Source organism: Arthrobacter sp. Y3221159 (assembly GCF_059089885.1).
On sequence record NZ_JBNHFC010000003.1, the window covers coordinates 192,081 to 216,301 of the forward strand.

Below are 24,221 nucleotides of genomic sequence, written 5' to 3' on the forward strand. Positions count from 1 at the left end.
CACTTCGGGCTGATGCCCGGGGAGAGAATCAGAGTCACATGAAGGAATGCAGCCATGGCAACAGGCACAGTTAAATGGTTCAACGCCGAAAAGGGTTTTGGCTTCATTGCCCCCGATGACGGGTCCGCTGACGTTTTCGCCCACTACTCGGCAATCGCCAGCAGCGGTTACCGCTCCCTGGACGAGAACCAGAAGGTCGAATTCGATGTGACCCAGGGCCCCAAGGGCCCGCAGGCAGAGAACATCCGCCCCCTCTAAGGCTTGGGCAACTTCCGGCGCCTGCACCGGAAGCACCCGTCCAGCGGCCCCTCCAGCGAAAGCTGGAGGGGCCGCTGTTTTATGAGGCCTCCCGGCCCGGCCCCTCCGGGAACCCCTTTTTGGGATAATTGGAGCATGGCCGCAGAAGCGCAGGACAAGGATCCCTGGGAAGAATTTGATGCCCTGGGACCTGCCGCGCCGGACCGTGTTCCCGGATACCCCGGCGGTGAACCGCACGGTTTCGGGTTCCGCACGGGAGTGCGCAGCGCCCGGGTTGCCGTCGGCTTCGCAACGTACACCCTGGCGTTGGGCACGGTCCTGGCGCTGACCGGCTGCATTGTTTTTGTTGCCCGGGAGCAGTGGTTGCTGGTGTGCCTGATGCTCCTGATCGAAGCCGTCTTCATCCTCGCTTTCCGCCGCCTGGTGGCCCAGGCCCGCACCCGGTCACCCCGGAACCGCCGCGCCCGCTGAACCTGGCCCGCCCGCCCCTTGACCTTGACGCTGCGTCAACCCCTACGCTCGGACCATGGAAGAAACCACGGCGGAAGCAGCGAAGGACTGGTCCATCCAGGACGTCGCCAGGATGGCCGGCACCACCAGCCGCACCCTTCGGCACTATGACGACATCGGGCTGCTCAAGCCCAGCCGGGTGGGCAGCAACGGCTACCGCCACTACGACGGCGCCGCCCTCCTGCAACTGCAGCGGATCCTGCTCCTTCGCGGACTGGGCCTGGGGCTGCCCGCCATAGCTGAGGTCTTCCAGCAGCAGACGGACGCCGTCAAGGCGTTGACCCGCCACCTGGAGTGGCTGCGGCAGGAGCAGGACCGGCTGTCCCGCCAGATCGCGTCCGTCCGGCAAACACTCGAAACGGTTAAAGGAGGAGGAGAACTCATGGCAGAAGCAATGTTCGACGGCTTCGACCACACACAGTACAAGGACGAGGTTGAGGAGCGATGGGGCAAGGACGCCTATGCGAAGGGAGACTCGTGGTGGCGGGGCATGGACGAAGCGGAGAAAAGGGAGTGGAAGTCACGCTCTGAACGGCTGGGGAAGGACTGGCTGGCCGCGGCCGGATCAGGTGTCCGTCCCGGCAGCCCCGAAGCCCAGGATCTTGCCCGGCGCCACGTTGAATGGCTGACGTCCATCCCTGGCACCCCGGCCGCGGAAAGCGGCGGAGACGTCAAAGGCTACGTCACCGGGCTCGCAGACATGTACGTTGCGGACGCCCGGTTTGCGGCCAACTATGGCGGAGAGGCCGGCGCAGGCTTCGTGCGGGACGCCCTGCACGCCTACGCGGACAAGAACCTTTAACAGGGCTTGCTCCCCTTTCGGGAATCGCGGCCGTGTGGCCGGGGCCAGCTGTTCCCGGAGCACCCGTCCGGGGACCGTCATCCCCGCAGCCTGCCTGCGGCCATCACGGCGCCAGCCACTGCCGCCGCGGTGAAGAACCTGCGCCGGGCCGTCCTACTCCGGCCATGCCAGCCGCCGGTCACGGAGCCTTTCCTGATTGATTCCGAAGTACGGTGCAGGTTTCCCGGGGTGACAGAGGCGGGCTTGCCGCGGGGCAGCTGCTTTTTGTCCACCTGGCGGGCGATGGACGCTTCCACCAGTTTCGGCGTGACCTTGTGCTGCAGGACCAGCAGGCGTGCCACGGGACCTCCCGCCACGGTTTCGCGGCGCGGGTGCTCGATGACGTTGACGATTGCCCTGGCCACGCGTTCCGGCGTGTAGACCGGGGGCAGGGCACGTGCGCGCCGGCCGGTGTAGTTGGCAGCGTGCTGGTAGAACGGGGTGTCGATGGTGGCAGGCAGGACTGTGCACACGTGCACCCCGGACAGTCCTTCAAGTGCCAGTTCCGAGCGCAGGCTGACACTGAGGGACCGGACCGCCGCCTTGGTGACGGAATACGCTGCGGAGTAGGGCAATGGGGTTTCGCCAACAACTGAAGCAACATTGACCAGGACCCCCGAACCCTGGGCAGCCTGCCGGGCCAGGGCAGCGCGCGCACCATTCACGTAGCCGGAAATATTCACGTCAAGGACACGCTGGAAATCCGCGGCTGGAATGTCAAGGAGCCGGCCGAATGCGCCCACTGCTGCGTTGTTGACCCATACGTCGAGGCGTCCGAACTCCGCCACGGCACGGGCGGCCAGGTTGTCCACCGCTGCCGGATCCGTCACGTCGGTGGCTACGGCAATGGCTTTCGCCCCGCGTTTCCTGCATTCCCGGGCCACCGCCTCAAGGGCTTTGGTACCGCGCGAGGCCAGGACCAGGCAGGCGCCTTTGGATGCGCAGCGAAGCGCTGTGGCCCGGCCAATGCCGCTCGATGCACCGGTGATCACAATGACGGAGTTCTTGACGCGCATCGGGCTTCCCTTCCCGCATCCCCAAGGGAGCAGACCAACAGTAAGTAGGCTTACCTCTTCGATGCTAGCGAGGGTGGTGGCCCGGGACAACGCCCGCTGGTCGGCACGCAAGCACATGCGGGGCTCAGGTGAAGGCGGAAATCCCGGTGACGGCCCGCCCCACCAGGAGTGAATTGATCTCGTAACTGCCTTCGTAGGTGTAGAGGATCTCAGCATCACCGAACAGCTTGGCCATGCCGTAGTCACCGCTGATGCCGTTGCCGCCCAGCAGGGACCGTCCCATCGCAACTGTTGCCCGGGCCAGCCGCGTGGTGGTGGCCTTGGCCATGGCAGCCTGCGCCATCTCCAGCCGGCCTTCCTCCTGGAGCCGCGCCAGCTGAACCATCAGTGCCAGGGATGCCGAAGCGTTGCCCAGGATGTCAGCGAGTTGCTGCTGGATTAACTGGAATCCCGCGAGGGGACGGCCGAACTGGTGCCGGCCCAGCGCATAGTCCCGGGCAACGTCGAACGCGGCGAACTGGATGCCGGCGGCCTGCCAGCCCACCCACGCCCGGGAATCCCGCAGGAGGCCCTGGGCGGCTGCAAAGTGGGCGGCCCCGGGGAGCAGGTTGCCGGCCGGGATCCGGACATCCTCCAGCGTGATGTCCGCGTTTTGCATGATGCGCAGTCGAATTTTGTTGGCAATTTTGGTAGCTGTGAAGCCGGGACGGCCGGTCTCCACGATGAAGCCCTTGATCTCCTGGTCGGCCTGGTCCCGCGCCCAGACGAGGGCAAAATCGGCGATGGTCCCGGCGCCGATCCAGCGCTTGACCCCGTTGAGGACCCACTCGCCGCCCTCGAGCGTGGCGGAGGTCTCCAGGCCCCGGGAGATGTCCGAACCGTGGCCGGGCTCGGTCAGGGCGAAGGCCCCCAGTGCGGTGAAGCTCCTGAGCCCGGGCAGCCAGCGGCTCTTCTGCTCCTCGGAGCCCAGTTGGCTGATCATGCCCACGATCAGCTCATTGTGGATGCCGGCAACCGCCGAGAGGGAGACGTCGGCGCGGGCCAGCTCCGCGTACATCAGCCCTTTGAACAGGGCGGAGCTGCCATCCACCTGAAGGGCCCCCAGTCCGTGGCCGGCCATGTCCTGCAGCAGGCCGAACGGAAACTCCTCGCGGTTCCAGTAGCCGAGGGATGCCGGCCGGACGGATGCCTGCAGAAATTCCCGGGTCCGCGCATAACGTTGCCGTTCTGCAGGCGGAAGGAGTTCCACCACATGGAGCAGGTCCGCGTCCGGAAAGGGCGGCCTGCCGCCATGTTCCTGGGGCTGCACGGAATTCCTCCCTCGCCAAACCGTTGGATGTCCTAGTATATTCACAGGATTTTCCGGAAAGGGGCTGTATGGGCACGCATTTGCCCCGCGATCCCATCGCCGAGGCCCGGCGCAACTGGGAGGAGCACGGGTGGGCAGAAGTTGCCGCGCCCATGGCGGCCATCACCGCCGTCATGCGGACGCAGCAGATCCTCCTTGCCAGGATTGAAGCCACCCTCAAGCCGTTCGGCCTCACGTTTGCCCGCTATGAGCTCCTGGCGCTGCTGAGTTTTACGCGGAAGGGATCCCTGCCCATGAAGAAGGCGAGCGCCCTGCTCCAGGTCCATCCGACGTCGGTCACCAACGCCGTGGACCGGCTCGAACGCGCCGGGCTGGTGGCACGCTCCCCCCACCCGACGGATGGCCGCACCACGCTGATCGCCCTCACCGGCGAGGGGCGCAGCCTGGCAGAACGTTCCACGGCGGCGTTGAACAGTGAGGTGTTCAGTGATCCCGGATTCAGCCCCGGGGACGTGGACCTCCTGATCCGGATCCTGGATGACTTCCGCAGGAATGCGGGCGACTTCGCGGACTGAATGCGGGGGAGCAGCCGGTCAGCGGTTCGCCTTGGCCCGCTTCACCCTCCGGATAACCAGCAGGACCACTGTGACGGCCAGTGCCCCGTACACCGCGTAGTTGAGGAACCGGGAGTACTGCTCGATAAGCCGGTACTGGGTGCCCAGGGCGTACCCCAGTCCGATCAGGGCACCGTTCCACAACCCGCTTCCGGCGAGCGTGTAGAGGCTGAAGGTTCCCAGCGGCATGGCGGAGGCCCCGGCCGGCAACGAAATGAGGCTGCGGACACCCGGAAGGAGCCGGCCGAAGAAGATGGAAGACCGGCCATGGCGGCGGAACCATTCAGCCGCATGCTCGAAATCCTCCCGGTCCACCAGGGGAAGTTTGGACAGCCCGCGGATGGAGCGTTCCAGCCCAAGCTTCGCACCCAGCCAATAGAGGAACAGCGCACCGGCGTAGGCGCCCAACAGGCTGGCGGCAAAGACGAGGAACAGATTGAGGGCCCCCTGCTTGGCAAGGTAGCCCGCCAGCGGAAGGATCACCTCGCTCGGAATGGGTGGCAGTACCGTTTCGGCGAGGGTGAAGGCTCCCACACCCCATTCCCCCAGCCTGTCGATTGCCTGCGCAGCAACGCCAACAAGGCCGCCAAGTCCGTCCGCCGCACCCGCCGCCGGTACCCGCATCTGCTTCTCCCCCATTTCCGCTGCAAACTTCCTGCGGTCCTGTCTACCTTACGGGGCTAGGGGAAACCTGACAGCCCGGCAAACCCCCCTATCTCTTGGAGGCGGGCTTTGCCCTCACATGCATCCGTTCGCCCTGCGTGCCGAACAGGCTGAGGAATTCCACCGCCCCGCCGTCAGCCCTGCCGAACCAGTGGGGGATGCGGGTATCGAACTCCGCCGCCTCGCCCGGCCCCAGGACCAGGTCCTGGCTGCCCAGCACCATGCGCAGTCTCCCGTTCAGGACATACAGCCACTCGTAGCCTTCATGCACCTGCGGACTGGGTTCCTCCAGCCGTCCGGCCGGCAGGATGTGCTTGTAGGCCTGGATACCGCCCGGTTTCCGGGTCAGCGGAATGATGGTCATCCCCCGCGCCTCGATGGGGCGAAGGTGCACACGCGGATCGCCCGTCTCCGGCGCTCCCACCAGTTCATCAAGCGGCACCTGGTACGCCTTGGCCAGGGGCAGGAGCAGTTCGAGGTTGGGGCGCCGCTGGCCGGCTTCGAGCCGGGACAGCGTGCTGACCGAGATTCCGGTGGCCTCCGCCAGCGCCGTCAGCGTGACGTCCCGGCTGACCCGAAGGGCCTTCAGCCGCGGGCCCACGGCCGCCAGGACGTCGTCGAGGTTTTCATCCATCCGTCCATTTTGCCATAACGGCAAACTTGTTTGCGGAACTCAAGGCATGATCGGACCATGGACGCATGACTGAAAACACGCATTCAAGCCCCCGTGATCCCTTCTATGACGTCATTATCGTCGGCGGCGGTGCCGCAGGCCTCAGTGCAGCCCAGATGCTGGGCCGCACCCGCCGTTCCGTGGCCGTGGTGGACAGCGGCGATCCGCGCAACGCGCCCGCGCGCGGCGTCCACGGCTTCCTCTCCCGTGACGGGATCAGCCCGGCAGCCCTGCTGGCCGCCGGACGTGCCGAGGTGGAGGGCTACGGCGGGGTGATCCTCCGCGGTGAGGCAATTGCCGCCACCGGCGACGTGCGGCAGGGCTTTGGGATAACGCTCGACGACGGGAGGCAGATCCGCGGCCGGCGGCTCCTGGTTGCCACCGGCCTGGTGGACGAACTGCCGGAGATTCCCGGCTTGCGGGAGCGGTGGGGCAAGGACGTGCTGCACTGCCCGTTCTGCCACGGCTGGGAGGTGCAGGACCAGGCGATCGGCGTCCTGGGCAACGGGCCGTGGTCCGTGCACCAGGCCCTGCTGTTCCGGCAGTGGAGCAGCAATATCACCCTGTTCCTCAACGAGCGCACCAACCCTTCGGAACCGGAACTCGAACAGCTGGCAGCGCGGGGCGTCAGGGTGGTTGCCGGCGCCGTGGAAACCCTCCGGGTGGAAGGCGACGCCCTGCGCGGGGTGGCACTGGCAGGCGGTCCGGAGGTTGCCCTTGACGCCCTGGTGGTGGGTGCACGGACCTCCGCCCGTGTCCGGGCATTTACCGGCCTTGGCCTGTCCCCGTCACCGCACCCGATGGGAATCGGCGACTACCTTGAGACGGCTGCCGACGGCGCCACGGCGGTTCCCGGCGTCTGGGCCGCTGGCAACGTCACGGACATGAAGGCGCAGGTGCTGGCGTCGGCCGCATCAGCCGCATGGACCGCCGTCGCCATCAACAACCATCTGATGGCGGAGGAAATGGAGCGCGACCTCGCCACCTACCGGGAGTCGCAGGCCCTTACCGGTGTTTGAAAGCCGGCTGGCGCTTCTCCGTGAACGCCGCCATGCCTTCCTTCTGGTCCTCGGTGGCAAACAGGGAGTGGAAGAGCCGGCGCTCGAACAGGACGCCCTGCGCGAGCCCGGTTTCGAAGGCGGCGTTCACGGCTTCCTTAGCCGCCATGGCCACCGGCTTGGACTTGGATGCGATGACCTCCGCGGCTTTGAGGGATTCCGTCACCACATCCTCGGCGGGGACAACCCGGGACACCAGGCCGCTGCGTTCGGCCTCTTCGGCACCGATGAACCTGCCCGTCAGGATCAGGTCCATGGCTTTGGCTTTGCCCAGGGCACGGGTCAGGCGCTGCGACCCGCCCATCCCGGGCAGCACCCCCAGGTTGATCTCGGGCTGGCCGAACTTGGCGTTGTCGCCGGCGATGATGAGATCGCACATCATCGCCAGCTCGCAGCCGCCGCCCAGGGCGAACCCCGATACGGCGGCGATGGTGGGGATGCGCAGCCGGGTGAGGTCCTCCCATCCGCGGAACCAGTCGGCCGCGTACATGTCCATGTAGCCCTGGGCCGCCATCTCCTTGATGTCGGCTCCGGCGGCGAAGGCCTTGCCCGATCCTGTAATCACCACGGCCCCCACTCCGGGGTCCGAATCCATCGCGCTGACGGCGGCGACCAATTCCTCCATGGTGGCCTTGTTCAGCGCATTCAGCGCCTGCGGCCGGTTGAGGGTGACCAGCCCCACCCGCCCCTGCTGCTCCACCAGGATGTTGGCGTACTCCGTCATTCAGGACTCCCGTCGTCGTGCGCTGTTGGTGCCTTTTTCATTGCTGTGCCGGACTCGGCGGTGTTTGGTGGCGCAGCCGCGCCTGGTGCCGCCGGTGCTCCGGCGGCGGATTTTGCCCGGATGTCGGTGATGATCGCCGAGAAGTCCCGGCCGGCACCGCCTTCCGCGGAAAAAGTATCGTAGATCTCGGCTGCCAGCTGCCCCATCCGCCCGGTGACGCCGGTGCTGTGCAGGGCGTTGACGGCAAGGTTGAGGTCCTTGGCCATCAGCGCGCCGGCGAACCCTGGCTGGTAGTCGCGGTTGGCCGGACTGGTGGGGACAGGGCCGGGGACGGGGCAGTTGGTGGTCAGTGCCCAGCATTGCCCGGAGGCTGCCGATGCAACGTCGAAGAGCGCCTGGTGGCTGAGTCCCAGCTTCTCCCCCAGGACGAAGGCCTCGCTGACGGCGATCATCGATACGCCAAGGATGAGGTTGTTGCAGACCTTGGCCGCCTGGCCGGCGCCGTGGGCACCGCAATGCACCACCCGTTTGCCCATCACCTCCAACAGGGGCCGGACAGCCTCGAAGTCCGCTTCCTCCGCGCCCACCATGAAGGTGAGGGTTCCCGCCTCGGCTCCCACCACGCCACCGGAAACGGGGGCATCAACGGAGCGGTGTCCTGCCTCGACTGCCAGCCGGGCCGCCTCGCGTGCCTCGTCAACGTTGATGGTTGAGCAGTCCAGGAACATGGTCCCCGGGGCAGCTGCCGCCAACAGGCCGGGCCGGCCACCGGTCCCGCGGTATGCGTCGAGCACCTGCTGGCCGCTCTGGAACATGGTCAGCACCACGTCGGCACCGGCGAGCGTCTCGGTGGCGCCGGCTGCCACCGGAATCTGCCTTGCCCGGGCGGCCTCCAGCGCGGCAGGCACCACGTCGTAGCCGGCCACGGCGTGCCCTGCCGTGACCAGGTTCGCGGCCATGGGAATGCCCATGTGTCCCAGGCCCAGGAACGCCACGGTGTACTTGTCAGGCATGGTCCGTCTCCTTTAACTTCAGGTCTGCCGCTGTGCCCCTGTCCAACGCTGTGCCAAGGTCCAGTTCCCCGCCGTCCAGCGGCTGGAAGAAACGGGCCACATGCTCCGGGAGTACCTCGCCGAGTGTGGGCGGCTGCCAGCGCGGAGTACGGTCTTTGTCCACCACCTGGGCGCGGATGCCCTCCCGGAAGTCAGGGCCGGAGAGGAAGCGCAGGCCCACGCGGTATTCCTCGGCGAGGGCCTCATCCAGCGTCAGGCCCCGGGCCCGGCGCACCGAGTCCAGCGCCACTTTGACCGAGGTTGGCGATTTTGCCTCAATCGCATCCGCGGCCTGCTTGGCCTCCGCCGAGCCGTGGCCATGCCAGGTACGGAGCCGGCGGACAATGTCCCCGGCATCCGGTTCCGCATAGCAGGCGTCAATCCACTCCCGCTGGCCCGCCAGGGCGGAGGGCGGGGCGTCCCCGGCCCAGCGTCCGACGGCGTCTACCGGGCTTTCGCTTTCGAGCGATGCCACCAGGTGGGGCAAACGGGTGGACGGGACGTAATGGTCGGCAAGGCCCAGGTACAGGGCGTCCGGTCCGTCCAGGTGCGCTCCTGTCAGCGCCGCGTGGGTTCCCGTCTCCCCCGGCGCGCGGGCGAGCAGGAAAGTCCCGCCGACGTCGGGGGCGAAGCCAATGGTGGTTTCCGGCATCCCTGTCCTGGTCCGCTCGGTGACCACGCGGACGGAGCCGTGGGCGGAAATGCCCACCCCGCCGCCAAGGACGAGGCCGTCCATGAGGGCCACGTACGGTTTGGGGTAGCGCGCTATCAGGGAGTTCATCCGGTACTCGGCCTGCCAGAAGTCCGCGGTCCGCTTGCCGCCGTACGGGATGTCCTCATAGATGGCCACGATGTCCCCGCCTGCGCAGAGGCCCCGCTCTCCGGCGCCCTGGACCAGGACGGTGGCCACGCCGTCGTCGTCCGCCCACGCCGTGAGCTGATGCAGAATCATGCCCACCATGCCGGCGGTAAGTGCGTTGACTGCCCGCGGCCTGTTCAGGGTGATCACCGCCAGCGGGCCCCGCCGCTCGAACAGCACCTCCGGTCCGTCCGGCGCACGTTCCGTCATCAGCTTCCTTCCGGCATGATGAAGCTGGATCCCTGCCGGATTCCGGAGGGCCAGCGTGTGGTGACGGTCTTTGTCTTGGTGTAGAACCGGAAGGCGTCCGCGCCGTGCTGGTTCAGGTCGCCGAAGCCGGACGCCTTCCAGCCGCCGAAGGTGTAGTAGGCCAATGGCACGGGGATGGGGACATTGATGCCCACCATGCCGACGTCCACGCGGGTGGCGAAGTCCCGGGCAGCGTCGCCGTCACGGGTGAAGATGGCGACGCCATTGCCGTACGGGTTGTCAGTGCAGAGCCGCAGCGCTTCCTCGTAGCCGGACGCGCGGACCACGCTCAGGACGGGCCCGAAAATCTCTTCACGGTACACCGTCATATCCGGGGTGACATGGTCGAAGAGCGTGGGGCCCACCCAAAAGCCGTCCTCGTAGCCTTCCACAGTGAATCCGCGGCCGTCGGCCAGGAGGGTGGCGCCCTCGTCCACGCCCGCCCCGATGTAGCCCTCGATGCGTTCCTTGGCAGCGGCTGACACCACAGGGCCGAAGTCCGAGTCCGGCGCCATGCTGGAGCCCACCCGGAGTTCCTTGACCCGTTCCTGCAGTTTTTCCACCAGCCGGTCCGCGGTCTCCCGGCCTACCGGGACTGCCACGGAGATGGCCATGCAGCGCTCGCCGGCGGAGCCGTAACCGGAACCGATCAGGGCATCCGCGGCCTGGTCCAGGTCCGCATCCGGCATGACCACCATGTGGTTTTTGGCTCCGCCGAAGCACTGGGCCCGTTTCCCGTGCGCGGCCGCCGTCGCGTAGATGTACCGGGCAATGGGGGTGGAACCAACAAAGCCAACCGCCTTAATCCGCGGGTCTTCGAGGATGGCGTCCACGGCTTCCTTGTCCCCGTTGACCACGCTGAACACGCCGTCCGGCACGCCCGCCTCGCTGTAGAGTTCCGCCAGCCGGAGCGGTACCGAGGGGTCCCGCTCAGAGGGTTTGAGGATGAAGGCGTTGCCCGCCGCCAGGGCCGGGCCGGACTTCCACAGGGGGATCATGGCCGGGAAATTGAACGGCGTAATGCCGGCCACGACGCCGAGCGGCTGGCGGAGCGAATGGATGTCGATCCCGGCCCCGGTGTCACTGGAAAACTCGCCCTTGACCAGGTGGGGAGCGCCGGCGGCGAACTCCACCACTTCCAGGCCGCGCTGGATATCCCCCTTGGAGTCGGCAAGGGTCTTGCCATGCTCGGCGGACAGCAGCCGCGCCAGCTCGTCCATCTGCGAGTTCACCAGGTCCACGAACTTCAGGAGGATCCTGGCCCGCCGCTGGGGGTTCATGGCCGACCACGCAGGCTGCGCCTTCCCGGCGGCGGCTATGGCGTCCTGCACCTCATCCCGGCCCGCCAGCGGAACCCGGGCCTGGACGCGACCGGTGCAGGGGTCGAAGACATCCCCGAACCGTCCGGAGCTCCCCTCCGCATGCCGGCCTCCGACGTAATGGGACAGCTCGCGCACCATGGCTGATGCTCCTTCGCAATGTTCCGGTTTTGTGGCTCAGGTCATCTCTGGTTGCGAATATACTCGGACTTCCAACTAAGTTCCATTAGCCGGACACCCCGCCCGCGGGTACTTCGGAACGCCCCGCCCTGCTTTACCTGCTGCAGTGCAGCCACGGTAAGTTAGGAACTGTGAAGATAGCTACCTGGAATGTAAATTCGCTCCGTGCCCGCGCTGACCGCGTCGAAGCCTGGCTTCAGCGCAGCGACTGCGACGTCCTTGCCATCCAGGAAACCAAGTGCAAGGACGATAACTTCCCCTGGGAACTGTTTGAGCGGATGGGCTACGAGGTGGCCCACTTCGGTGTGAACCAGTGGAACGGCGTGGCCATCGCATCCCGGGTGGGCCTGGAGGACGTCGAACGCACCTTCCTTGACCAGCCCTCGTTCGGCAAGGCCGGAAAGGACCCCGTGCAGGAGGCCCGGGCCATGGCCGCCACCTGCGCCGGCATCCGGATCTGGAGCCTGTACGTTCCCAACGGCCGGTCGCTGGATGACGAGCACATGCCCTACAAACTCAAATGGCTGGAGAGCCTCAAGACGCACGCGCAGGGGCTGGTCGCCGAGAACCCGCAGGCCCAGGTGGCTTTGATGGGCGACTGGAACATCGCACCGTTCGATGAGGACGTGTGGGACATCGACCTGTTCGTGAACAACCGCTACACCCATGTCAGCCCACCGGAGCGTGCCGCTTTCCACGCCTTTGAATCCGCCGGCTTCACCGATGTGGTGCGCCCCTACACTCCCGGCCCCGGCGTATACACCTACTGGGACTACACCCAGCTGCGCTTCCCCAAGCGGGAAGGCATGCGCATCGACTTCGTCCTCGCCTCCCCCGCTCTGGCCAGCCGGGTTACCGGTGCCTCCATTGACCGCGAGGAACGCAAGGGCAAGGGCGCTTCGGACCACGCCCCCGTGCTGGTGGAACTGGCGGACTGATGACGGCCACCTGGACCCAGATAAGGAGACCGCGATGACGGGAAACCTCTACCGGGGCCAGGCAGGCCTGCCTTTTTCCTCCACGTTGCGGGTCTACGAACCGCTGGACGCGTTCCCGGAAGAGCAGCGCGCCGCGATCCAGGCGGCTGGTGCACGCACAGCCTCGCGTGCCGCCGTCGAAAACGCCGAACTGCTCGCCTCGCTGGGGCGCATCACCCGTTCAGGCGGGGACCCGTTTCCCACCGGACGCACCGACCTGGTGCGGGTCACCACGGCCCCGGCTCCCCAGGGCGGAGCGGCCGACGACGGCGCTGACGCCGAGCCGGTGCTGCTGTACTGTCCCAGCCAGCTGGTCCTCCGTGCAGGCCTGGCGGCCAACGCCCTGATGGAGGGAATCCACGGCCCGCTTGCGGAACTGCTGATCCCCGAGGAACAGCGGGACAAGCACCAGGAACGGATCGACCAGGTCAAGGCCCGCGACGGTTCCATCCGGGTGCATACCCGGGCGTCAACCTGGGGGATCCCGTTCAGCTGGTTTTCGCTGTTCATGGAGTCGGACCACAAGGACGTGGTGGAGGCAGCCGGCCGGATCCTCACGGTCCGGGTGTGGGCATCGATCACCGACGCCCTGGAACGTGCCCGTTACGCGGTTGCCAACCTTGCCCTGGCGGCCCCGGACCTGGACATGCTGGACGACCTGGCCCAGCTCACCGAGTGGCTGGAGCAGTTCGATGTGGAATCGATGGTGGAGCTGGACTACGGTGCCGTGGCGGACAAGGTGTATCCGGACGATTCCCCCATGGACATTCGGCTGGGCATCGAATGCCTCGCGGAGGGCGACATGACCGGAGCTGCGGCAGCCTACCGGCGCCTGGCCTCCCGCTGGATCCCCATCCGGCAGTTGGCACGCGCATCCTGACCTTCGTCACGTCCCGGAATGGGCCCTTGTCAGGACGCCGGAATCATGCGGCGGAACGCTTGGCCGGGGGCGGCGCGGTGGTCCGCCGGACGATGAGTTCATGCGGTGCGACGGCGGACTGCACCGACCCCACCTCCCCGTCCAGTTCGTCAAGGAGCATCTTGGTGGCCAGCTCAGCCTGTTCGTCAGGCCGCTGCCCCACGGTGGTCAGCCCCATGGCGTCGGCAAAATCGTGGTTGTCGATCCCCACGACGGACAGTTCCTCCGGCACGCGGACGCCGATGCGTTGGGCCTCGAAGATGACGCCCATGGCCATCTCGTCGGAGGCGCAGAAGATGGCTGTGGGTTTGGCACCGGGACGTGCCCACAGCCGGCGGAAGGCCTCCTGCCCGCTGCGGACCGTGAAGTCGCCCCATTCGTCCCACTCCGGGCGGGTGGGCAGTCCGGCGGACGTCATAACATCCTTGAAGGCGAGGATCCGGACCCTGGGAACGTCGAAGTTCAGGTCCGTCTCGTCGTCGCCGTGGAGCAGTGCGATATCGCGATGGCCCAGGTCGATCAGGTGCCGCACGGCTGTGGAGGCGGCGGCGTAGTCGTCAATGCCGATGTAGGCGCACTCCTCGACGTGTCCGCCCACCACCACCAGCGGAATGTCGATTTTCTGCAGGTGGTCCAGCTCTTCATGGGTCAGCGCCATACAGAGGACCAGCAGGGCGTCAATCTGCTTGTAGACCATGGTTTTACTGAACAGCCGCTCCCGGTTGCTGCCGTGGCCGCCGAGGTTGAACAGGGAGAGGTTGTATTGCCGGGCGTGGAGCTCCCGGTCCGCCCCCTCAATGGCTTTCGAAAAGAACCAGCGGCTGACGAACGGGGCCAGCACGCCAATGGTCTTGGTGCGGCCGGTAGCCAGCCCGGACGCGGAAGAAGAGGCCACGTAGCCCAGGTTCCCCGCTACTTCAAGGATCCGTTCGCGGGTGGCCGGCGACACGCGGGGCAGGCCACGGACGGCCCGGGACACTGTGGCAGTCGAGACACCGGCGGCTGCCGCAACGTCCTCGATGCTGACTCCTGAGTGGCCGCCCCTTTGGGATCTTTCTGTTGTGCGTGCCACCGTGTCCCCTCAATAACTCCATGCAGCTTGAAGCTGCCGCTCGCCCTGCGCTGGCCCCCCGAGCCTTCGTATCTTCGCACTCTCCGGCCATGCAGCGTTAAAACCGTGACGGAAATGGCCTTCCGCCGGCTACCTGCGTTCGGGGAGCTTCCGGCGCAAACGGACCATGCCGTACAGCGCCAGGAGCGTGGCCAGCAGCCCCAAGGCCCAGCCGAGTGCGGGCTGCGCAGTCACTTCCATCCAGATGGTGACCACCAGCAGCACCAGGGCCCAAAAACCAAGGAACCCGATGATGATGTCAAAGTCCTCGCCGGACCGGACGCGCCTGCGGTCGCTTCCCGCCCCCGTGGAGCGGGAGCGGGAAGCATCGCCTGTCACTTGACTGCACCCGCCGTCAGGCCGGCCACAATCTTGCGCTGGAACACAAGCACCAGGATCACCAGCGGAATGGTGACGATGGTGCCCGCAGCCATGATGGCCGTGTATGGAATCTGGTTGGGCTGTGCCCCGGCAAAGCTGGCGATGGCAACCGTCACCGGTTGCGTAGCCTCGTTGGACAGCTGGCTGGCGATCAGGAACTCGTTCCAGGAGGAAATGAACGCCAGGATCGCCGTCGTGAAGATTGCTGGCGCGGCCAGCGGCATGATCACCTTACGGAACGCCTGGCCCTGGGTGCAGCCATCGACGCGCGCCGATTCCTCAAGCTCCCACGGCATTTCACGGAAGAAGGAAGTCAGCGTATAGACGGTCAGCGGCAGGACGAAGGAGATGTTAGGGATGATCAGCGCCTGGTAAGTACCCATCCAGCCAATGTTGGTGAACAGCTGGAACAGCGGGGTGATGAGTGCAACGCCCGGGAACATGGAAGCGCCCAGGATGAAGCCCAGCACCAGGAACTTGAACCGGAAGTTCAACCGGGCCAGCGCATATGCGGCAAAGACACCAATGAGCAGCGAGATCGCAGTCACCATGACGCCGATGAAAACGCTGTTAAGCAGCGCCTGGCCGAATCTGTTGCCGAACGAGGTATCGAACGCGGTGGTGAAGTTGTCCAGTGTTACATGTGTTGGCCAAGGCGTGGTGTCGTAGGTGAAACCCACTTCGCGGAAGGCCGTCACCACCATCCAGTAAGCCGGTGCAAGGCACCAGATCAGGATGACTGCAGCACTGATGTACGTCCGGGCACTTGCCCACTTCTCCCGGTTCTGCGCAATCTTGCGGCCTCTGTCCTGCTGCGTCCGCAGATCAGTGGAGGCGGTTGAGGTTGTCATTTCTTCCCCTTACCGGTTGCTCCGCTTTGCTCCACGACGTTGGCTCCAAGGAAGCGGACGAAGATAAACGCCACCAGGAAGATGATCAGGAACGTGATGGTGGACAATGCGGCTGCCGAGTTGAAGCCTTGCCTGATCTGGTTGATCACCAGGATGGACAGCGTGGTGGTGTTGTTGGCACCCTGCGTGAGGATGTAGGGAAGGTCGAACATACGCAGCGCGTCAAGGGTGCGGAACAGGATGGCCACCATCAGGGCTGGCTTCACCAAGGGAAGCGTAATCAGCTTGAACCGTTGCCAGGCACTGGCGCCGTCCACCTTTGCGGCCTCGTAAACATCCGCCGGAATCATCTGGAGACCCGCCAGAATCAACAGCGCCATGAACGGTGTGGTCTTCCAGGTGTCAGCAATGATGACTGCCCATTTGGCCGGCCATTCACTGCCCGTCCAGAGGATGGAGGCGTTGAACAGCTTGTTGACGATGCCGTTGAAGTCGAACATGAACAGCCACAGCTGGGCGGTTACGGCGGTGGGGATGGCCCACGGCACCAGCACGGCCGCGCGGACCAGGCTACGGCCCTTGAAGGTCCTGGCCATGATCATCGCCATCCAGAAACCAAGGATTGTTTCAAAGGTGACGGTGATGACCGTGAAAAGGAACGTGGTCCCGGTAGCGGTCCAGAACTGGCCACCCAAGGTGCCGGGGGGGCAGGCTACAGTGCCGCCGCCGGGAGCGGCACATTGCTGGCCCAGCCAGTTCACATAGTTCTGGATGCCCGCAGGGCCACCTGCGGTGAACAAACCGGTGGCCGGGTCCAGGCCTGCATCCTTCTGGAAAGACATCACGATAGCGCTGATGATCGGATAAACGATCACAATGGCCAACGCGATGATGGTAGGGGCAAGCAGCCACGTGGCCCACTTGCCCTGGCTCAAAATCTGGTTGTCTTCTCCGACGCCCTTGGGTCCATGATGGACCGGGGCGCCGCCCGACGCCGGCTTGGTTGCCGGCGTCGGGCCTAGTTCGGTTGCCATGATTGAGCTACGATCCTGCGCCGGCGGACTCGATGGACTTCTGCATGTCGGACAGCGCGTCCTTAGCGGACTTTTCACCCTTCAGGGCGGCGTAGGCATTCTCCTGGATAGCCTGGGTGACGGCCGGGTAGAACGGGGTGACCGGACGCGGTACCGCGTTCTCGATGGAGGTCTTCAGGACTGGCAGGTACGGCAGCTTGGCAACAAGTTCCTGGTCTTCATAAAGATCGGCAAGGACCGGAGCGAGCGAACCCTGGGTGGCGAAGAACTTCTGCTGCTCTTCCTCGACCAGGAACTTCACGAAGTCACGGGCCGTGGCCTTGTTCTTTGAGTAGACGCTGATGGCGGCATTGTGTCCGCCAAGCGAAGAAGCGCCGGGGCCATCCTCACCCGGAAGTGCAGCCATACCCAGCACGTCCTTCACCTGCGAGGAACCTTCGGTAGTGGCCAGGTTGTAGACGTAAGGCCAGTTGCGGAGGAACAGCAGTTTGCCTTCCTGGAACGCACGGCGGCTCTCCTCTTCCTGGTACGTGATGGCTTCGGCGGGGATGTTGCCGTTTTCAAAAGCCTCCACCAGGTTGTTCAGCCCTTTCTCGGCATCGTCCGTGGTCAGGCTCGGCTTGCCGTCGTCATCCAGGACGGAACCGCCGGCGGAGTTGATTGCTTCGGAAGCGTTGACCGTGAGGCCTTCGTACTGTTTGAACTGGCCCGCGTAGCAGCCGATGTTGTTTTCCTTGGCGATGGAGCACATCCCCATCATTTCGTCCCAGGTCTTGGGAGCTTCCGGAACAAGGTCCTTGCGGTAGTACAGGATGCCACCGTCAGAGGATACGGGGGCGGTGTAGAGCTTGTCCTGGTAGGAGCCTGCTTCGATGGTGGGTTCAAGCATGCCGTCCGTTTCGATGGCCATGTCACCTTCCAACGGCTGGAGCCAGCCACGGGCGGCGAATTCTGCAGTCCAGACAACATCGACGCTGACGACGTCATAGTTTTCGTTCTTCGCCTGGAAGTTCTGGACCAGGTCGTCGTGCTGCTGGTCTGCCTGGTCTGTCTGCTCCTTGAACGTCACCTGTTCATCCGGATGCGCAGCATTCCACTTCTCGAGGAGCGGGCGGACCACATTGCTGTTGTCCTTGCCCTGGACGTAGGTGATGGGACCGCGGCCCTCGAGGTTGGCTTCGGCGTCGCCGCCGCCGCCGCCACCCGTGGTTCCGCCGCCCCCGCCCGCACACGCGGACAGGGTCAGAGCCAGGACACCGGCAGTGGCGGCCGGAAGAAGGAATCTAGGGGTTTTCATTGGCTTGAAGCTCCTCGCTGAGTGACAAGTAAGTCGGCAGTGCGCTTGCTAGGTGAGGTTGATGTGGTGACTGTCACACTAGTAAGGTTGCTGCGTGCAATGCAAGCGTTTACATCAAAAAGTTATCTGAGGGGAACCAAATGTCCAACCTGGCCGTTCCCGCCTTCGGTCACACCCGGCCGGAATGGTGGGCAGACGCCGTCGTCTACCAGATCTACCCGCGTTCCTTCGCAGATGGAAACGGGGACGGCATGGGTGACCTGCGCGGTGTGATGGAACACCTGCCGTATCTTGAGAAGCTGGGAGTGGACGCCATCTGGCTGTCCCCCTTCTATAAGTCGCCGCAGGCCGACGGCGGGTACGACGTGGCGGACTACCGGCAGGTGGACCCGTTGTTCGGGTCCCTCGACGACTTCGATGCAATGTTGCAGGATGCCCACAGCCGGGGCCTGAAGGTCATCGTGGACCTGGTTCCCAACCACACGTCCGATGAGCACGCATGGTTCCAGGAGGCCCTTAAGGCGGCGCCCGGCTCCCCCGAGCGGGACCGCTATATCTTCCGCCCCGGCAAGGACAGCGTGCCGGGGTCCAGTGACGGCAACCGCGCACCCAACAACTGGAAGTCGATCTTCGGCGGGCCGGCCTGGAGCCGCGTGGCCGGGCCGGACGGTTCGCCCGGCGAATGGTATCTCCACCTGTTCGACACCAGGCAGCCCGACCTCAACTGGGAGAACCCCGAGGTCCACGAGGAGATGCGTTCCGTCCTCCGGTTCTGGCTGGACCGCGGCGTGGATGGTTTCAGGGTGGACGTTGCGCACGGCATGGTCAAGGAAAAGGGCCTTCCCGACTGGGACGGCGCGGCGGCCATGGTGGAAGGAACGCACAGCCTGACGCTGCCGCCTGGTGATGCACCGGGGGCACATACCGACGTCGAGGAACCGCACCGTGCCGTCTCCCCGGTCTACCCGCCGTCGCCCTTCTTCGACCAGGAGGGCGTGCACGACATCTACCGTGACTGGCACCGGGTGCTGGCGGAGTACGGCAGCGACCGGATGATGGTGGCCGAAGCATGGGTGGAACCGGCGGAACGGCTGGCCCGCTACGTGCGGCCGGATGAGATGCAGCAGGCTTTCAATTTCGATTTCCTTCTGGCGGGCTGGGATGCCGAGCGCATGGCGGCCGCAATCGAGGCGTCCCTGGCGGCCGCCGCCTCAGTGGGGGCGCCGTGCACCTGGGTGCTGAGCAACCATGACACCGTCCGGCACCCCACCCGGTTCGGGCTTTCCGACCCCACTACTTTTCCCAAAGGCCTGGCCGCGGATGATGAGCAGCCGGACTCCGCCCTGGGACTGGCCCGCGCCCGGGCCGCAACGCTGGTTTCCCTGGCGCTGCCCGGTTCCGCCTACCTGTACCAGGGCGAGGAACTGGGGCTGCCGGAACACACCACGCTTCCGGCCGGCGCCAGGCAGGACCCCACATTTTTCCGGACGAACGGTGCTGAGATTGGCCGGGACGGCTGCCGGGTGCCGCTGCCCTGGGCCGCCGACCTGCCCGGTTACGGCTTCTCGTCCGCGCACAGCCCGGCACGGCCATGGCTTCCGCAGCCGGACAGTTTCGGCCCCCTCGCGGCTGACCAGCAGGAGGGAGAGGAGGGCTCCACCCTGGAGTTCTACAAGGCTGCCCTTGCCTTCCGCTCCGGGCGCAGGCTGGGCCTGGGCACGCTGGAGTGGGATGATATCCACGCTCCGGACGCCGGGCTGCTGGCGTTCCGCAACGGGGATGTCCTGGTCCTCGCAAACATGGGATTTGCATCCGCTCCCATCCCGGCGGGATACCGGGTGGCGCTGGCCAGCGGACCTGTTCCCGCCGAAGAGCTGGCTGCTGTGCGGGAGGTTCCGGTCGACTGCGCTGTCTACCTGGAGCGGGAGTAGGGTGATCAGCGGACGCGCTCGGCACGGCCGAAGCGCGTCCGTGCCCCCGCCCCGATATGGACGAGGACCGGTGTTTCCTTGCCAACAACCGTTTCGAGCGCGGCGAGCAGGCCGGTGACCTCGGCTGCCAGCAGGTGCGGCGCCACGCCCTGGCGCGGCAGCAGCCGGACTTTCAACGCGGGTGAGCCCTTGACGTCATAGGTTGCTACCGTGGAACCGGCAAGGTCCGGCCGCCCTGCCAGCGCATGCTTGAGGGCCTGTTCCGCCACTCCCCCGCCGATGCGGACGTCACCGGGAACATCGCCCGAATCATATTCGGCGGCCAACAGGTTGGACCGGCCCTTGCCCTGCTGGGCGATCCAGGCCACCATCAGCCCGATCAGCAGCAGCAGGACCAGGGCCACCACAATCCAGAGCCAGCTTTCGGTGCGCCCCGGGAACCTGGTGGCGTTGAAGACCTGGTTGATCCCGGCCCAGATCCCCGGGGACCAGGACTGCCACCAGGCGGCCACGGGCGGGACAGTTGCCAGCAGCATCAGCAGGACGCCGACGGCAAGGAGCACCAGCCCCAGGACAGTGAGGAGGATCCGGTTGAGGAGGCTTGGCGTGCTGTTCATGCCCCAATCACTCCCGTCGGCGTTACATGGACCCGGACTTCGGGCGACGGCTCCAGCCCCATCTGGTCCAGCTCGTCCTGGACGGCGGTGAGGACTGTCCCATCGTCCACCGGCACGCCGGACGTGGGCCTGACATTCACCAGGACCTGGCGCCGCGAAACAACCACCATCACCTGCTCCGGCGCCACGTTTGCCGCCAGCCGGGCACGGCGGGCAAGCGATGAGGCGATGACTTCATCGTCAACCACGACGACCGAGCCTCCGGAAGCCTGTCCGGCACCCGAGAGGAGGTGCCGCGCCCGCCGCCCCGGGAGTATCCCGTTAAGCAGGAAGATAAGGCCGGCCATCGCAAGGACCGCGCCGACGGCGCCGAGCAGCAGCGGCGAAATCCCGGCGGGAAGCTCCACAATGCGTTGCGCAGCCACTTGCGGCTCGATAAGCCAGGCAGGCTGGCCGATAGCGTGCACCGCTGCTTCCAGGAGTCCGTAGGCCGCCAGCACAATGACCAGCACGGCAGCGACGATGGCCACCGCGGCGCGCGTGGAGTGCGTTTCGCGGTAGGCCACGCGGCGCATGTCCAGGCCCCGCCCCTCGTCGCGGCGGCCCTCCTCACCCCGGGACCGCCCGGCCGCGGCGTCCACCCTGCTGCTCACCGGACCCGGCCTCCTTCACTGATCTTTGCGCCGCTGATGCGGATGTCCACCCTGCTCAACCTGGCACCGCTGAGCTCCGTAACGGTCTCCAGGATGCGGGACTTGGCCTGGACCGTCCGGTCCCAGATGGAACCGCCGAACCTCTCCACCCGCGCCGGATCCAGGACGACTGTCTTTAGAGGCGGGATGCTGATGGGCGTGACAAGAGATAAAGCCAACTGGCCGTCGTCGTCCGTCCAGTCTGCCCGGACGTCCTGGGCGTCAACGTCAAACGCCGCTGCAGCCGCCGCCTTAGCAAGGCTCGTCAGCGCCTGCGTGCTGATGCGGTTGTGGCCACTGAGCACCTGTGCCCGCGTCGCCGAGGCGGGCGTGCTCATGATGATGAGCGCCGGCCGATGATGGCATCGAGGACGCCGCGGAGGTCCAGCTTCCCCTCGGCGGCGCGGCCCAGGAGTGCCCCGATGGCCATGAAGAGCAGGGATACCAGGAACCCCCATAGCCCGAACTGGAGGGACATGAAGGCCACGAAGGCGCCCATGGCGGCACCGGCCAGTGTCAGGCTCACAGCAGTGCCTCCCTTTCAGGGGTTCCGGTGGCCGGCTTAACGGGAGGCGGTACGTAGACATCGGTGACCTCGACGTTCACCTCGATGACCTGGAGCCCCACCAGTTCCTCCACCGCCCGGTAGACGGCGGCGCGCACCTGGTTGGCGAGGGCATGCAGCGGCGTGCCGTAACTGGCCACGAGGCTGATATCCACTGCTACCTGGGTTTCTCCCACCTCGGCACGGACCCCGGCCGCATGGTCGGAGCTGCCTACGGCGTCCCGGATGGCCCCCAGGGCGCGGGACGGGACCGTGCCCAGGGAGTAGACGCCGGGAACAGCGCGGGCGGCGATCCCTGCCACCTTGGCCACGGCGGTTTCCGAAATCACGGTCCGTCCCAGCCCGGGCGCCGGGACAGGAACCGGCGCGGCGCCGCTGCGGATGCCCGGCTCGGGTTGTGGGTTCTGGTATTCCATCAGGCACTCCCCCTTCTGTTGATCCAACCCTATCCCTAGCCTGCGGTGCTGCGCTGTTAACTGGGGGACAGTAGTTAAAGGACCCAGGCGGGGATGCCCCCAAGAGCATCCCCGCCTGGGCGGTGCCGCTGAAGCAGCGGCGTTTGGGTTTGTGCCGCGGCCTACTTGTAGTGGCCCTGGCCGCCCACCTTGACGTTGGTGGGCAGGTAACCGAAGGGGCCAAGACCGTTCTGGCCGAAGCTGCGGTCAACCTGGGAGATACCGTTCTTGAAGTTGATCTTCACCGTCGGCGACAGGGATCCGCCGCGGACGCCGTTGACGTTGTCGATGAACGACTGCACCAGGCCACCGGGCTGCACGTAGTGCGAGTAAGCCTGGAACTGGCGGCCGTTCTGGTTGGGGGTGGGCGCCTCCGGGGACTCGGACGGGAGGTTCAGGTCAGTCGGTGAACCCAGGGCCAGGCCGCTGTTGTTCATCGGCTGGTAGTCGGAACGGACACCGTCGCCCACGAAGCCGTAGACACCGTCAGGGCCGCGCATGCCTGCCGCGTAGGTGAACTGGTGGCTGATGGTGAACAGGTAGTACTTGTTCTTGCCGTTCTCGTTCTGGATGAAGATCTGGGGGCGCTCAGTCTGGTCATTGACGCAGTTTGCGGACAGGATTGGCGGCAGGAAGGACCACTTGGTCAAGTCCTTGTTGTCCGCCACGGCCAAGCCCACGTTGGCGGTCTGGTAGTAGGCGCCGGTGCTGTTGACTTCATTCAGGTTTTCGGCGTTGGGGTCTCCTGGCTGGTAGCCGAGGTCTTCCTGCTTGCAGCGGTATTCCCCACGGGTGCCGCCGGTGTTGCCTTCGAAGACCATGAAGGTCTTGCCGGGGTGTGCCGGGTCCGCGAAGGTGTACGGATCGCGGAAGGCGAAGCCGGGGTTCTGTTCCTTGGTCTGGTACATCTTGCCGTCCGGTTCAAGCAGCTTGGTGTGCTGGAACCCGTCGAAAGTGACGCCGTTCTCGTCTGCGTGGATCTTGCCCAGGGCCTTGGCGATTGCCGCGTCCGGGGCGATCCCGCCGCGGCCCGCGTTCCGCTCAGCCACGTCGTAGAACGTTGTTGCCGTATAGAACACGTTGACGTGGTTGCCCTGCATCAGGCGGGTGGAGCCGGACCACTCGGTATTGCCGATCGAGGCGCCGTCAGCGAAGACGTGGCCGCCGTAGTTCCACTTGTCCTTGGCCGGGTCGGCGTTGGTCTTGCGGAAGAAATAGCCGATCCGGGCGTTCCAGTGGCGCTGGTCGAAGCCGTACCCGGCGTGGCGATCAGCCACGAGGGAGAAGATGACGTCCCAGCCCTTGTAGCTGATCTGGTTCGAGTGCTCGTCCGTGAGGGACCAGGTGTCCCAGACCCAGACGTCGTCATTCATGGTGGGGAAATCCTCGGGGATCTCCGGCATGGTGACATCCGGGCTCATGGAGTTCTCACCCGGAGCCACGGTGGAATCGCTCTGCGCCATGATCTGCTTGGCGTCCGCGCGGGTCCACTTGGAGGTGAAGTCCGACGCCGGATCGTAGGCCTGCTGGGTGTGTTCCGTGGGGAGAGGGAACCCCGGGGTGGGTGCCGGCATCTGCTCGGCGGCCGGCGGATCGGCAGGCTCGTTGGCCTGCGCCGACGGGACGGCAAGGAAGGTCGAGGCAGCCACGGCTGTTGCCAGTGCTGCGGCGGCGGACCGCCACCGCAGCATCCGGGGTGCTTGGGGGTGCTTGTGCATTTTTGCTCTTCTCGCGGAGTTGAAACTGTTCGTGGAAGACGGGCGGATGCCCTGGTCCCCCGCACTCCGGCGAGCCTCGACAACTTTGCAGGCGTCATCGAGGACGCCGTCGTGTCGAGGGGCGGGACGTGGGTGGTGTCCCAGATACGGCCCGTGGTGATACCGGGGATATCCGGGCCGGTCTCCACGCTAGGCAGGCCTTTCACGGCATTTCAAACCGTGTTTCGCGGCGTCGAAAACCGAGTTCCGCCCCGTTGTGCAAGCGCTTACATTTTCCACTGCGCGCGCGTGGCATATCCCTTGCAAGCCGTCAAATGTTACATATGACCGGCAATTTAATTCGAGGTG

At 65.8% G+C, this 24,221-nt stretch carries 27 protein-coding genes; 8 read left to right on the plus strand and 19 right to left on the minus strand.

All coding sequences use genetic code 11. The annotated features are described in order from the left end of the window. Positions 1 to 54 precede the first annotated feature (54 nt). The 3 genes from AC5RT3_RS05030 (at position 55) to AC5RT3_RS05040 (ending at position 1,570) form a co-directional block, all read left to right on the plus strand. Positions 55 to 258: a cold-shock protein gene (locus AC5RT3_RS05030; protein ID WP_013599688.1), complete on the plus strand. Its 204-nt coding sequence runs from the start codon at positions 55 to 57 to the stop codon at positions 256 to 258. A 135-nt stretch (positions 259 to 393) separates the two neighbouring features. Next, positions 394 to 729 (plus strand): hypothetical protein, encoded by a 336-nt coding sequence (locus AC5RT3_RS05035; protein ID WP_494010892.1) that lies wholly within the window; start codon positions 394 to 396, stop codon positions 727 to 729. A gap of 55 nt (positions 730 to 784) precedes the next feature. After that, a complete protein-coding gene (locus AC5RT3_RS05040) occupies positions 785 to 1,570 on the plus strand; it encodes a MerR family transcriptional regulator (protein WP_494123642.1) in 786 nt (261 codons plus the stop codon). A gap of 77 nt (positions 1,571 to 1,647) precedes the next feature. Here AC5RT3_RS05040 and AC5RT3_RS05045 read toward each other — a convergent pair whose 3' ends face one another. Then, the gene (locus AC5RT3_RS05045; RefSeq protein ID WP_494123643.1) at positions 1,648 to 2,625 is read right to left on the minus strand and encodes an SDR family oxidoreductase; all 978 of its coding nucleotides are present in this window, start codon (positions 2,623 to 2,625) and stop codon (positions 1,648 to 1,650) included. A gap of 124 nt (positions 2,626 to 2,749) precedes the next feature. Next, complete coding sequence (locus AC5RT3_RS05050) at positions 2,750 to 3,934, minus strand: acyl-CoA dehydrogenase family protein (protein ID WP_494123644.1); 1,185 nt, start codon at positions 3,932 to 3,934, stop codon at positions 2,750 to 2,752. A gap of 68 nt (positions 3,935 to 4,002) precedes the next feature. On the opposite strand from AC5RT3_RS05050, the gene AC5RT3_RS05055 reads away from it, so the two are divergent. Further along, positions 4,003 to 4,509: a MarR family winged helix-turn-helix transcriptional regulator gene (locus AC5RT3_RS05055; RefSeq protein WP_494123645.1), complete on the plus strand. Its 507-nt coding sequence runs from the start codon at positions 4,003 to 4,005 to the stop codon at positions 4,507 to 4,509. Between the two features lie 18 nt (positions 4,510 to 4,527). Here AC5RT3_RS05055 and AC5RT3_RS05060 read toward each other — a convergent pair whose 3' ends face one another. Both AC5RT3_RS05060 and AC5RT3_RS05065 read right to left on the minus strand, forming a co-directional pair. After that, a complete protein-coding gene (locus tag AC5RT3_RS05060) occupies positions 4,528 to 5,187 on the minus strand; it encodes a DedA family protein (protein WP_494123646.1) in 660 nt (219 codons plus the stop codon). 73 nt (positions 5,188 to 5,260) lie between these two features. Further along, positions 5,261 to 5,845 carry a helix-turn-helix domain-containing protein gene (locus tag AC5RT3_RS05065; RefSeq protein ID WP_494123647.1) on the minus strand — a complete coding sequence of 195 codons (585 nt, stop codon included), beginning with the start codon at positions 5,843 to 5,845 and terminating at the stop codon, positions 5,261 to 5,263. A gap of 65 nt (positions 5,846 to 5,910) precedes the next feature. Between AC5RT3_RS05065 and AC5RT3_RS05070 the strand changes: the two genes are divergently transcribed. Continuing rightward, the gene (locus tag AC5RT3_RS05070) at positions 5,911 to 6,903 is read left to right on the plus strand and encodes an NAD(P)/FAD-dependent oxidoreductase (protein ID WP_494052143.1); all 993 of its coding nucleotides are present in this window, start codon (positions 5,911 to 5,913) and stop codon (positions 6,901 to 6,903) included. On the opposite strand, the gene AC5RT3_RS05075 is transcribed toward AC5RT3_RS05070, so the two are convergent. From AC5RT3_RS05075 to AC5RT3_RS05090, 4 genes are read right to left on the minus strand one after another with little or no spacing between them, the layout of a single operon-like run. Then, a complete protein-coding gene (locus AC5RT3_RS05075; protein WP_494010900.1) occupies positions 6,890 to 7,666 on the minus strand; it encodes an enoyl-CoA hydratase in 777 nt (258 codons plus the stop codon). The two genes, AC5RT3_RS05070 and AC5RT3_RS05075, sit on opposite strands and share 14 nt — an antisense overlap. Continuing rightward, the gene (mmsB, locus tag AC5RT3_RS05080; RefSeq protein ID WP_494123648.1) at positions 7,663 to 8,679 is read right to left on the minus strand and encodes a 3-hydroxyisobutyrate dehydrogenase; all 1,017 of its coding nucleotides are present in this window, start codon (positions 8,677 to 8,679) and stop codon (positions 7,663 to 7,665) included. The genes AC5RT3_RS05075 and mmsB overlap by 4 nt, the downstream gene beginning before the upstream one ends. After that, entirely contained in the window at positions 8,672 to 9,787 is a 1,116-nt protein-coding gene (locus AC5RT3_RS05085) for an enoyl-CoA hydratase/isomerase family protein (protein ID WP_494123649.1), read from the minus strand. Before AC5RT3_RS05085 ends, mmsB begins: the two co-directional genes overlap by 8 nt. Then, positions 9,787 to 11,286 (minus strand): CoA-acylating methylmalonate-semialdehyde dehydrogenase, encoded by a 1,500-nt coding sequence (locus AC5RT3_RS05090; RefSeq protein WP_494123650.1) that lies wholly within the window; start codon positions 11,284 to 11,286, stop codon positions 9,787 to 9,789. The genes AC5RT3_RS05085 and AC5RT3_RS05090 overlap by 1 nt, the downstream gene beginning before the upstream one ends. A 170-nt stretch (positions 11,287 to 11,456) precedes the next feature. On the opposite strand from AC5RT3_RS05090, the gene AC5RT3_RS05095 reads away from it, so the two are divergent. Then, on the plus strand, positions 11,457 to 12,263 hold the full coding sequence (locus AC5RT3_RS05095; RefSeq protein ID WP_494010904.1) for an exodeoxyribonuclease III: 807 nt from the start codon (positions 11,457 to 11,459) through the stop codon (positions 12,261 to 12,263). A 34-nt stretch (positions 12,264 to 12,297) separates the two neighbouring features. Next, on the plus strand, positions 12,298 to 13,182 hold the full coding sequence (locus tag AC5RT3_RS05100; RefSeq protein ID WP_494123651.1) for a DUF8083 family protein: 885 nt from the start codon (positions 12,298 to 12,300) through the stop codon (positions 13,180 to 13,182). Positions 13,183 to 13,225: 43 nt separating this feature from the next. Here AC5RT3_RS05100 and AC5RT3_RS05105 read toward each other — a convergent pair whose 3' ends face one another. The 5 genes from AC5RT3_RS05105 to AC5RT3_RS05125 form a co-directional block, all read right to left on the minus strand. After that, positions 13,226 to 14,293 carry a LacI family DNA-binding transcriptional regulator gene (locus AC5RT3_RS05105; RefSeq protein ID WP_494052147.1) on the minus strand — a complete coding sequence of 356 codons (1,068 nt, stop codon included), beginning with the start codon at positions 14,291 to 14,293 and terminating at the stop codon, positions 13,226 to 13,228. Between the two features lie 129 nt (positions 14,294 to 14,422). Beyond that, a complete protein-coding gene (locus AC5RT3_RS05110; RefSeq protein ID WP_494123652.1) occupies positions 14,423 to 14,671 on the minus strand; it encodes a hypothetical protein in 249 nt (82 codons plus the stop codon). Further along, entirely contained in the window at positions 14,668 to 15,564 is an 897-nt protein-coding gene (locus tag AC5RT3_RS05115) for a carbohydrate ABC transporter permease (RefSeq protein ID WP_494010908.1), read from the minus strand. The genes AC5RT3_RS05110 and AC5RT3_RS05115 overlap by 4 nt, the downstream gene beginning before the upstream one ends. Next, positions 15,561 to 16,598 carry a carbohydrate ABC transporter permease gene (locus AC5RT3_RS05120; RefSeq protein WP_494010909.1) on the minus strand — a complete coding sequence of 346 codons (1,038 nt, stop codon included), beginning with the start codon at positions 16,596 to 16,598 and terminating at the stop codon, positions 15,561 to 15,563. The genes AC5RT3_RS05115 and AC5RT3_RS05120 overlap by 4 nt, the downstream gene beginning before the upstream one ends. Positions 16,599 to 16,605: 7 nt before the next feature. Then, positions 16,606 to 17,895, minus strand: a complete 1,290-nt coding sequence (locus AC5RT3_RS05125; RefSeq protein WP_494052148.1) for an ABC transporter substrate-binding protein — start codon at positions 17,893 to 17,895, stop codon at positions 16,606 to 16,608. Positions 17,896 to 18,035: 140 nt separating this feature from the next. Between AC5RT3_RS05125 and AC5RT3_RS05130 the strand changes: the two genes are divergently transcribed. Beyond that, positions 18,036 to 19,826, plus strand: coding sequence for a glycoside hydrolase family 13 protein (locus tag AC5RT3_RS05130; protein ID WP_494052149.1), 1,791 nt, complete (start codon positions 18,036 to 18,038; stop codon positions 19,824 to 19,826). A 5-nt stretch (positions 19,827 to 19,831) separates the two neighbouring features. Here AC5RT3_RS05130 and AC5RT3_RS05135 read toward each other — a convergent pair whose 3' ends face one another. The 6 genes from AC5RT3_RS05135 to AC5RT3_RS05160 all read right to left on the minus strand — a co-directional run bounded on the left by AC5RT3_RS05135 (position 19,832) and on the right by AC5RT3_RS05160 (position 23,873). Next, positions 19,832 to 20,443, minus strand: coding sequence for a hypothetical protein (locus AC5RT3_RS05135; protein WP_494052150.1), 612 nt, complete (start codon positions 20,441 to 20,443; stop codon positions 19,832 to 19,834). Next, positions 20,440 to 21,096, minus strand: a complete 657-nt coding sequence (locus AC5RT3_RS05140; protein ID WP_494052151.1) for a DUF6286 domain-containing protein — start codon at positions 21,094 to 21,096, stop codon at positions 20,440 to 20,442. The genes AC5RT3_RS05135 and AC5RT3_RS05140 overlap by 4 nt, the downstream gene beginning before the upstream one ends. Further along, entirely contained in the window at positions 21,093 to 21,473 is a 381-nt protein-coding gene (locus AC5RT3_RS05145; RefSeq protein WP_494052152.1) for a hypothetical protein, read from the minus strand. Before AC5RT3_RS05145 ends, AC5RT3_RS05140 begins: the two co-directional genes overlap by 4 nt. Next, positions 21,470 to 21,661 (minus strand): hypothetical protein, encoded by a 192-nt coding sequence (locus tag AC5RT3_RS05150; protein WP_494010915.1) that lies wholly within the window; start codon positions 21,659 to 21,661, stop codon positions 21,470 to 21,472. The genes AC5RT3_RS05145 and AC5RT3_RS05150 overlap by 4 nt, the downstream gene beginning before the upstream one ends. Further along, positions 21,658 to 22,116, minus strand: a complete 459-nt coding sequence (locus tag AC5RT3_RS05155) for an Asp23/Gls24 family envelope stress response protein (protein ID WP_494052153.1) — start codon at positions 22,114 to 22,116, stop codon at positions 21,658 to 21,660. Before AC5RT3_RS05155 ends, AC5RT3_RS05150 begins: the two co-directional genes overlap by 4 nt. Before the next feature lie 161 nt (positions 22,117 to 22,277). Next, a complete protein-coding gene (locus tag AC5RT3_RS05160; RefSeq protein ID WP_494052154.1) occupies positions 22,278 to 23,873 on the minus strand; it encodes a glycoside hydrolase family 68 protein in 1,596 nt (531 codons plus the stop codon). Between the last annotated feature and the right edge of the window lie 348 nt (positions 23,874 to 24,221).

Excerpts from the sequence above, each read along its gene's own strand:
- AC5RT3_RS05045 (WP_494123643.1), bottom strand. The coding sequence starts at position 2,625 with ATGCGCGTCAAGAACTCCGTCATTGTGATCACCGGTGCATCGAGCGGC.
- AC5RT3_RS05065 (WP_494123647.1), bottom strand. The coding sequence starts at position 5,845 with ATGGATGAAAACCTCGACGACGTCCTGGCGGCCGTGGGCCCGCGGCTG.
- AC5RT3_RS05055 (WP_494123645.1), top strand. The coding sequence starts at position 4,003 with ATGGGCACGCATTTGCCCCGCGATCCCATCGCCGAGGCCCGGCGCAAC.
- AC5RT3_RS05145 (WP_494052152.1), bottom strand. The coding sequence starts at position 21,473 with ATGAGCACGCCCGCCTCGGCGACGCGGGCACAGGTGCTCAGTGGCCAC.
- AC5RT3_RS05130 (WP_494052149.1), top strand. The coding sequence starts at position 18,036 with ATGTCCAACCTGGCCGTTCCCGCCTTCGGTCACACCCGGCCGGAATGG.
- AC5RT3_RS05120 (WP_494010909.1), bottom strand. The coding sequence starts at position 16,598 with ATGGCAACCGAACTAGGCCCGACGCCGGCAACCAAGCCGGCGTCGGGC.
- AC5RT3_RS05125 (WP_494052148.1), bottom strand. The coding sequence starts at position 17,895 with ATGAAAACCCCTAGATTCCTTCTTCCGGCCGCCACTGCCGGTGTCCTG.
- AC5RT3_RS05115 (WP_494010908.1), bottom strand. The coding sequence starts at position 15,564 with ATGACAACCTCAACCGCCTCCACTGATCTGCGGACGCAGCAGGACAGA.
- AC5RT3_RS05070 (WP_494052143.1), top strand. The coding sequence starts at position 5,911 with ATGACTGAAAACACGCATTCAAGCCCCCGTGATCCCTTCTATGACGTC.
- AC5RT3_RS05090 (WP_494123650.1), bottom strand. The coding sequence starts at position 11,286 with ATGGTGCGCGAGCTGTCCCATTACGTCGGAGGCCGGCATGCGGAGGGG.
- AC5RT3_RS05035 (WP_494010892.1), top strand. The coding sequence starts at position 394 with ATGGCCGCAGAAGCGCAGGACAAGGATCCCTGGGAAGAATTTGATGCC.
- AC5RT3_RS05030 (WP_013599688.1), top strand. The coding sequence starts at position 55 with ATGGCAACAGGCACAGTTAAATGGTTCAACGCCGAAAAGGGTTTTGGC.
- AC5RT3_RS05085 (WP_494123649.1), bottom strand. The coding sequence starts at position 9,787 with ATGACGGAACGTGCGCCGGACGGACCGGAGGTGCTGTTCGAGCGGCGG.
- AC5RT3_RS05160 (WP_494052154.1), bottom strand. The coding sequence starts at position 23,873 with ATGCACAAGCACCCCCAAGCACCCCGGATGCTGCGGTGGCGGTCCGCC.
- AC5RT3_RS05040 (WP_494123642.1), top strand. The coding sequence starts at position 785 with ATGGAAGAAACCACGGCGGAAGCAGCGAAGGACTGGTCCATCCAGGAC.
- AC5RT3_RS05060 (WP_494123646.1), bottom strand. The coding sequence starts at position 5,187 with ATGGGGGAGAAGCAGATGCGGGTACCGGCGGCGGGTGCGGCGGACGGA.
- AC5RT3_RS05155 (WP_494052153.1), bottom strand. The coding sequence starts at position 22,116 with ATGGAATACCAGAACCCACAACCCGAGCCGGGCATCCGCAGCGGCGCC.
- AC5RT3_RS05100 (WP_494123651.1), top strand. The coding sequence starts at position 12,298 with ATGACGGGAAACCTCTACCGGGGCCAGGCAGGCCTGCCTTTTTCCTCC.
- mmsB (WP_494123648.1), bottom strand. The coding sequence starts at position 8,679 with ATGCCTGACAAGTACACCGTGGCGTTCCTGGGCCTGGGACACATGGGC.
- AC5RT3_RS05075 (WP_494010900.1), bottom strand. The coding sequence starts at position 7,666 with ATGACGGAGTACGCCAACATCCTGGTGGAGCAGCAGGGGCGGGTGGGG.
- AC5RT3_RS05135 (WP_494052150.1), bottom strand. The coding sequence starts at position 20,443 with ATGAACAGCACGCCAAGCCTCCTCAACCGGATCCTCCTCACTGTCCTG.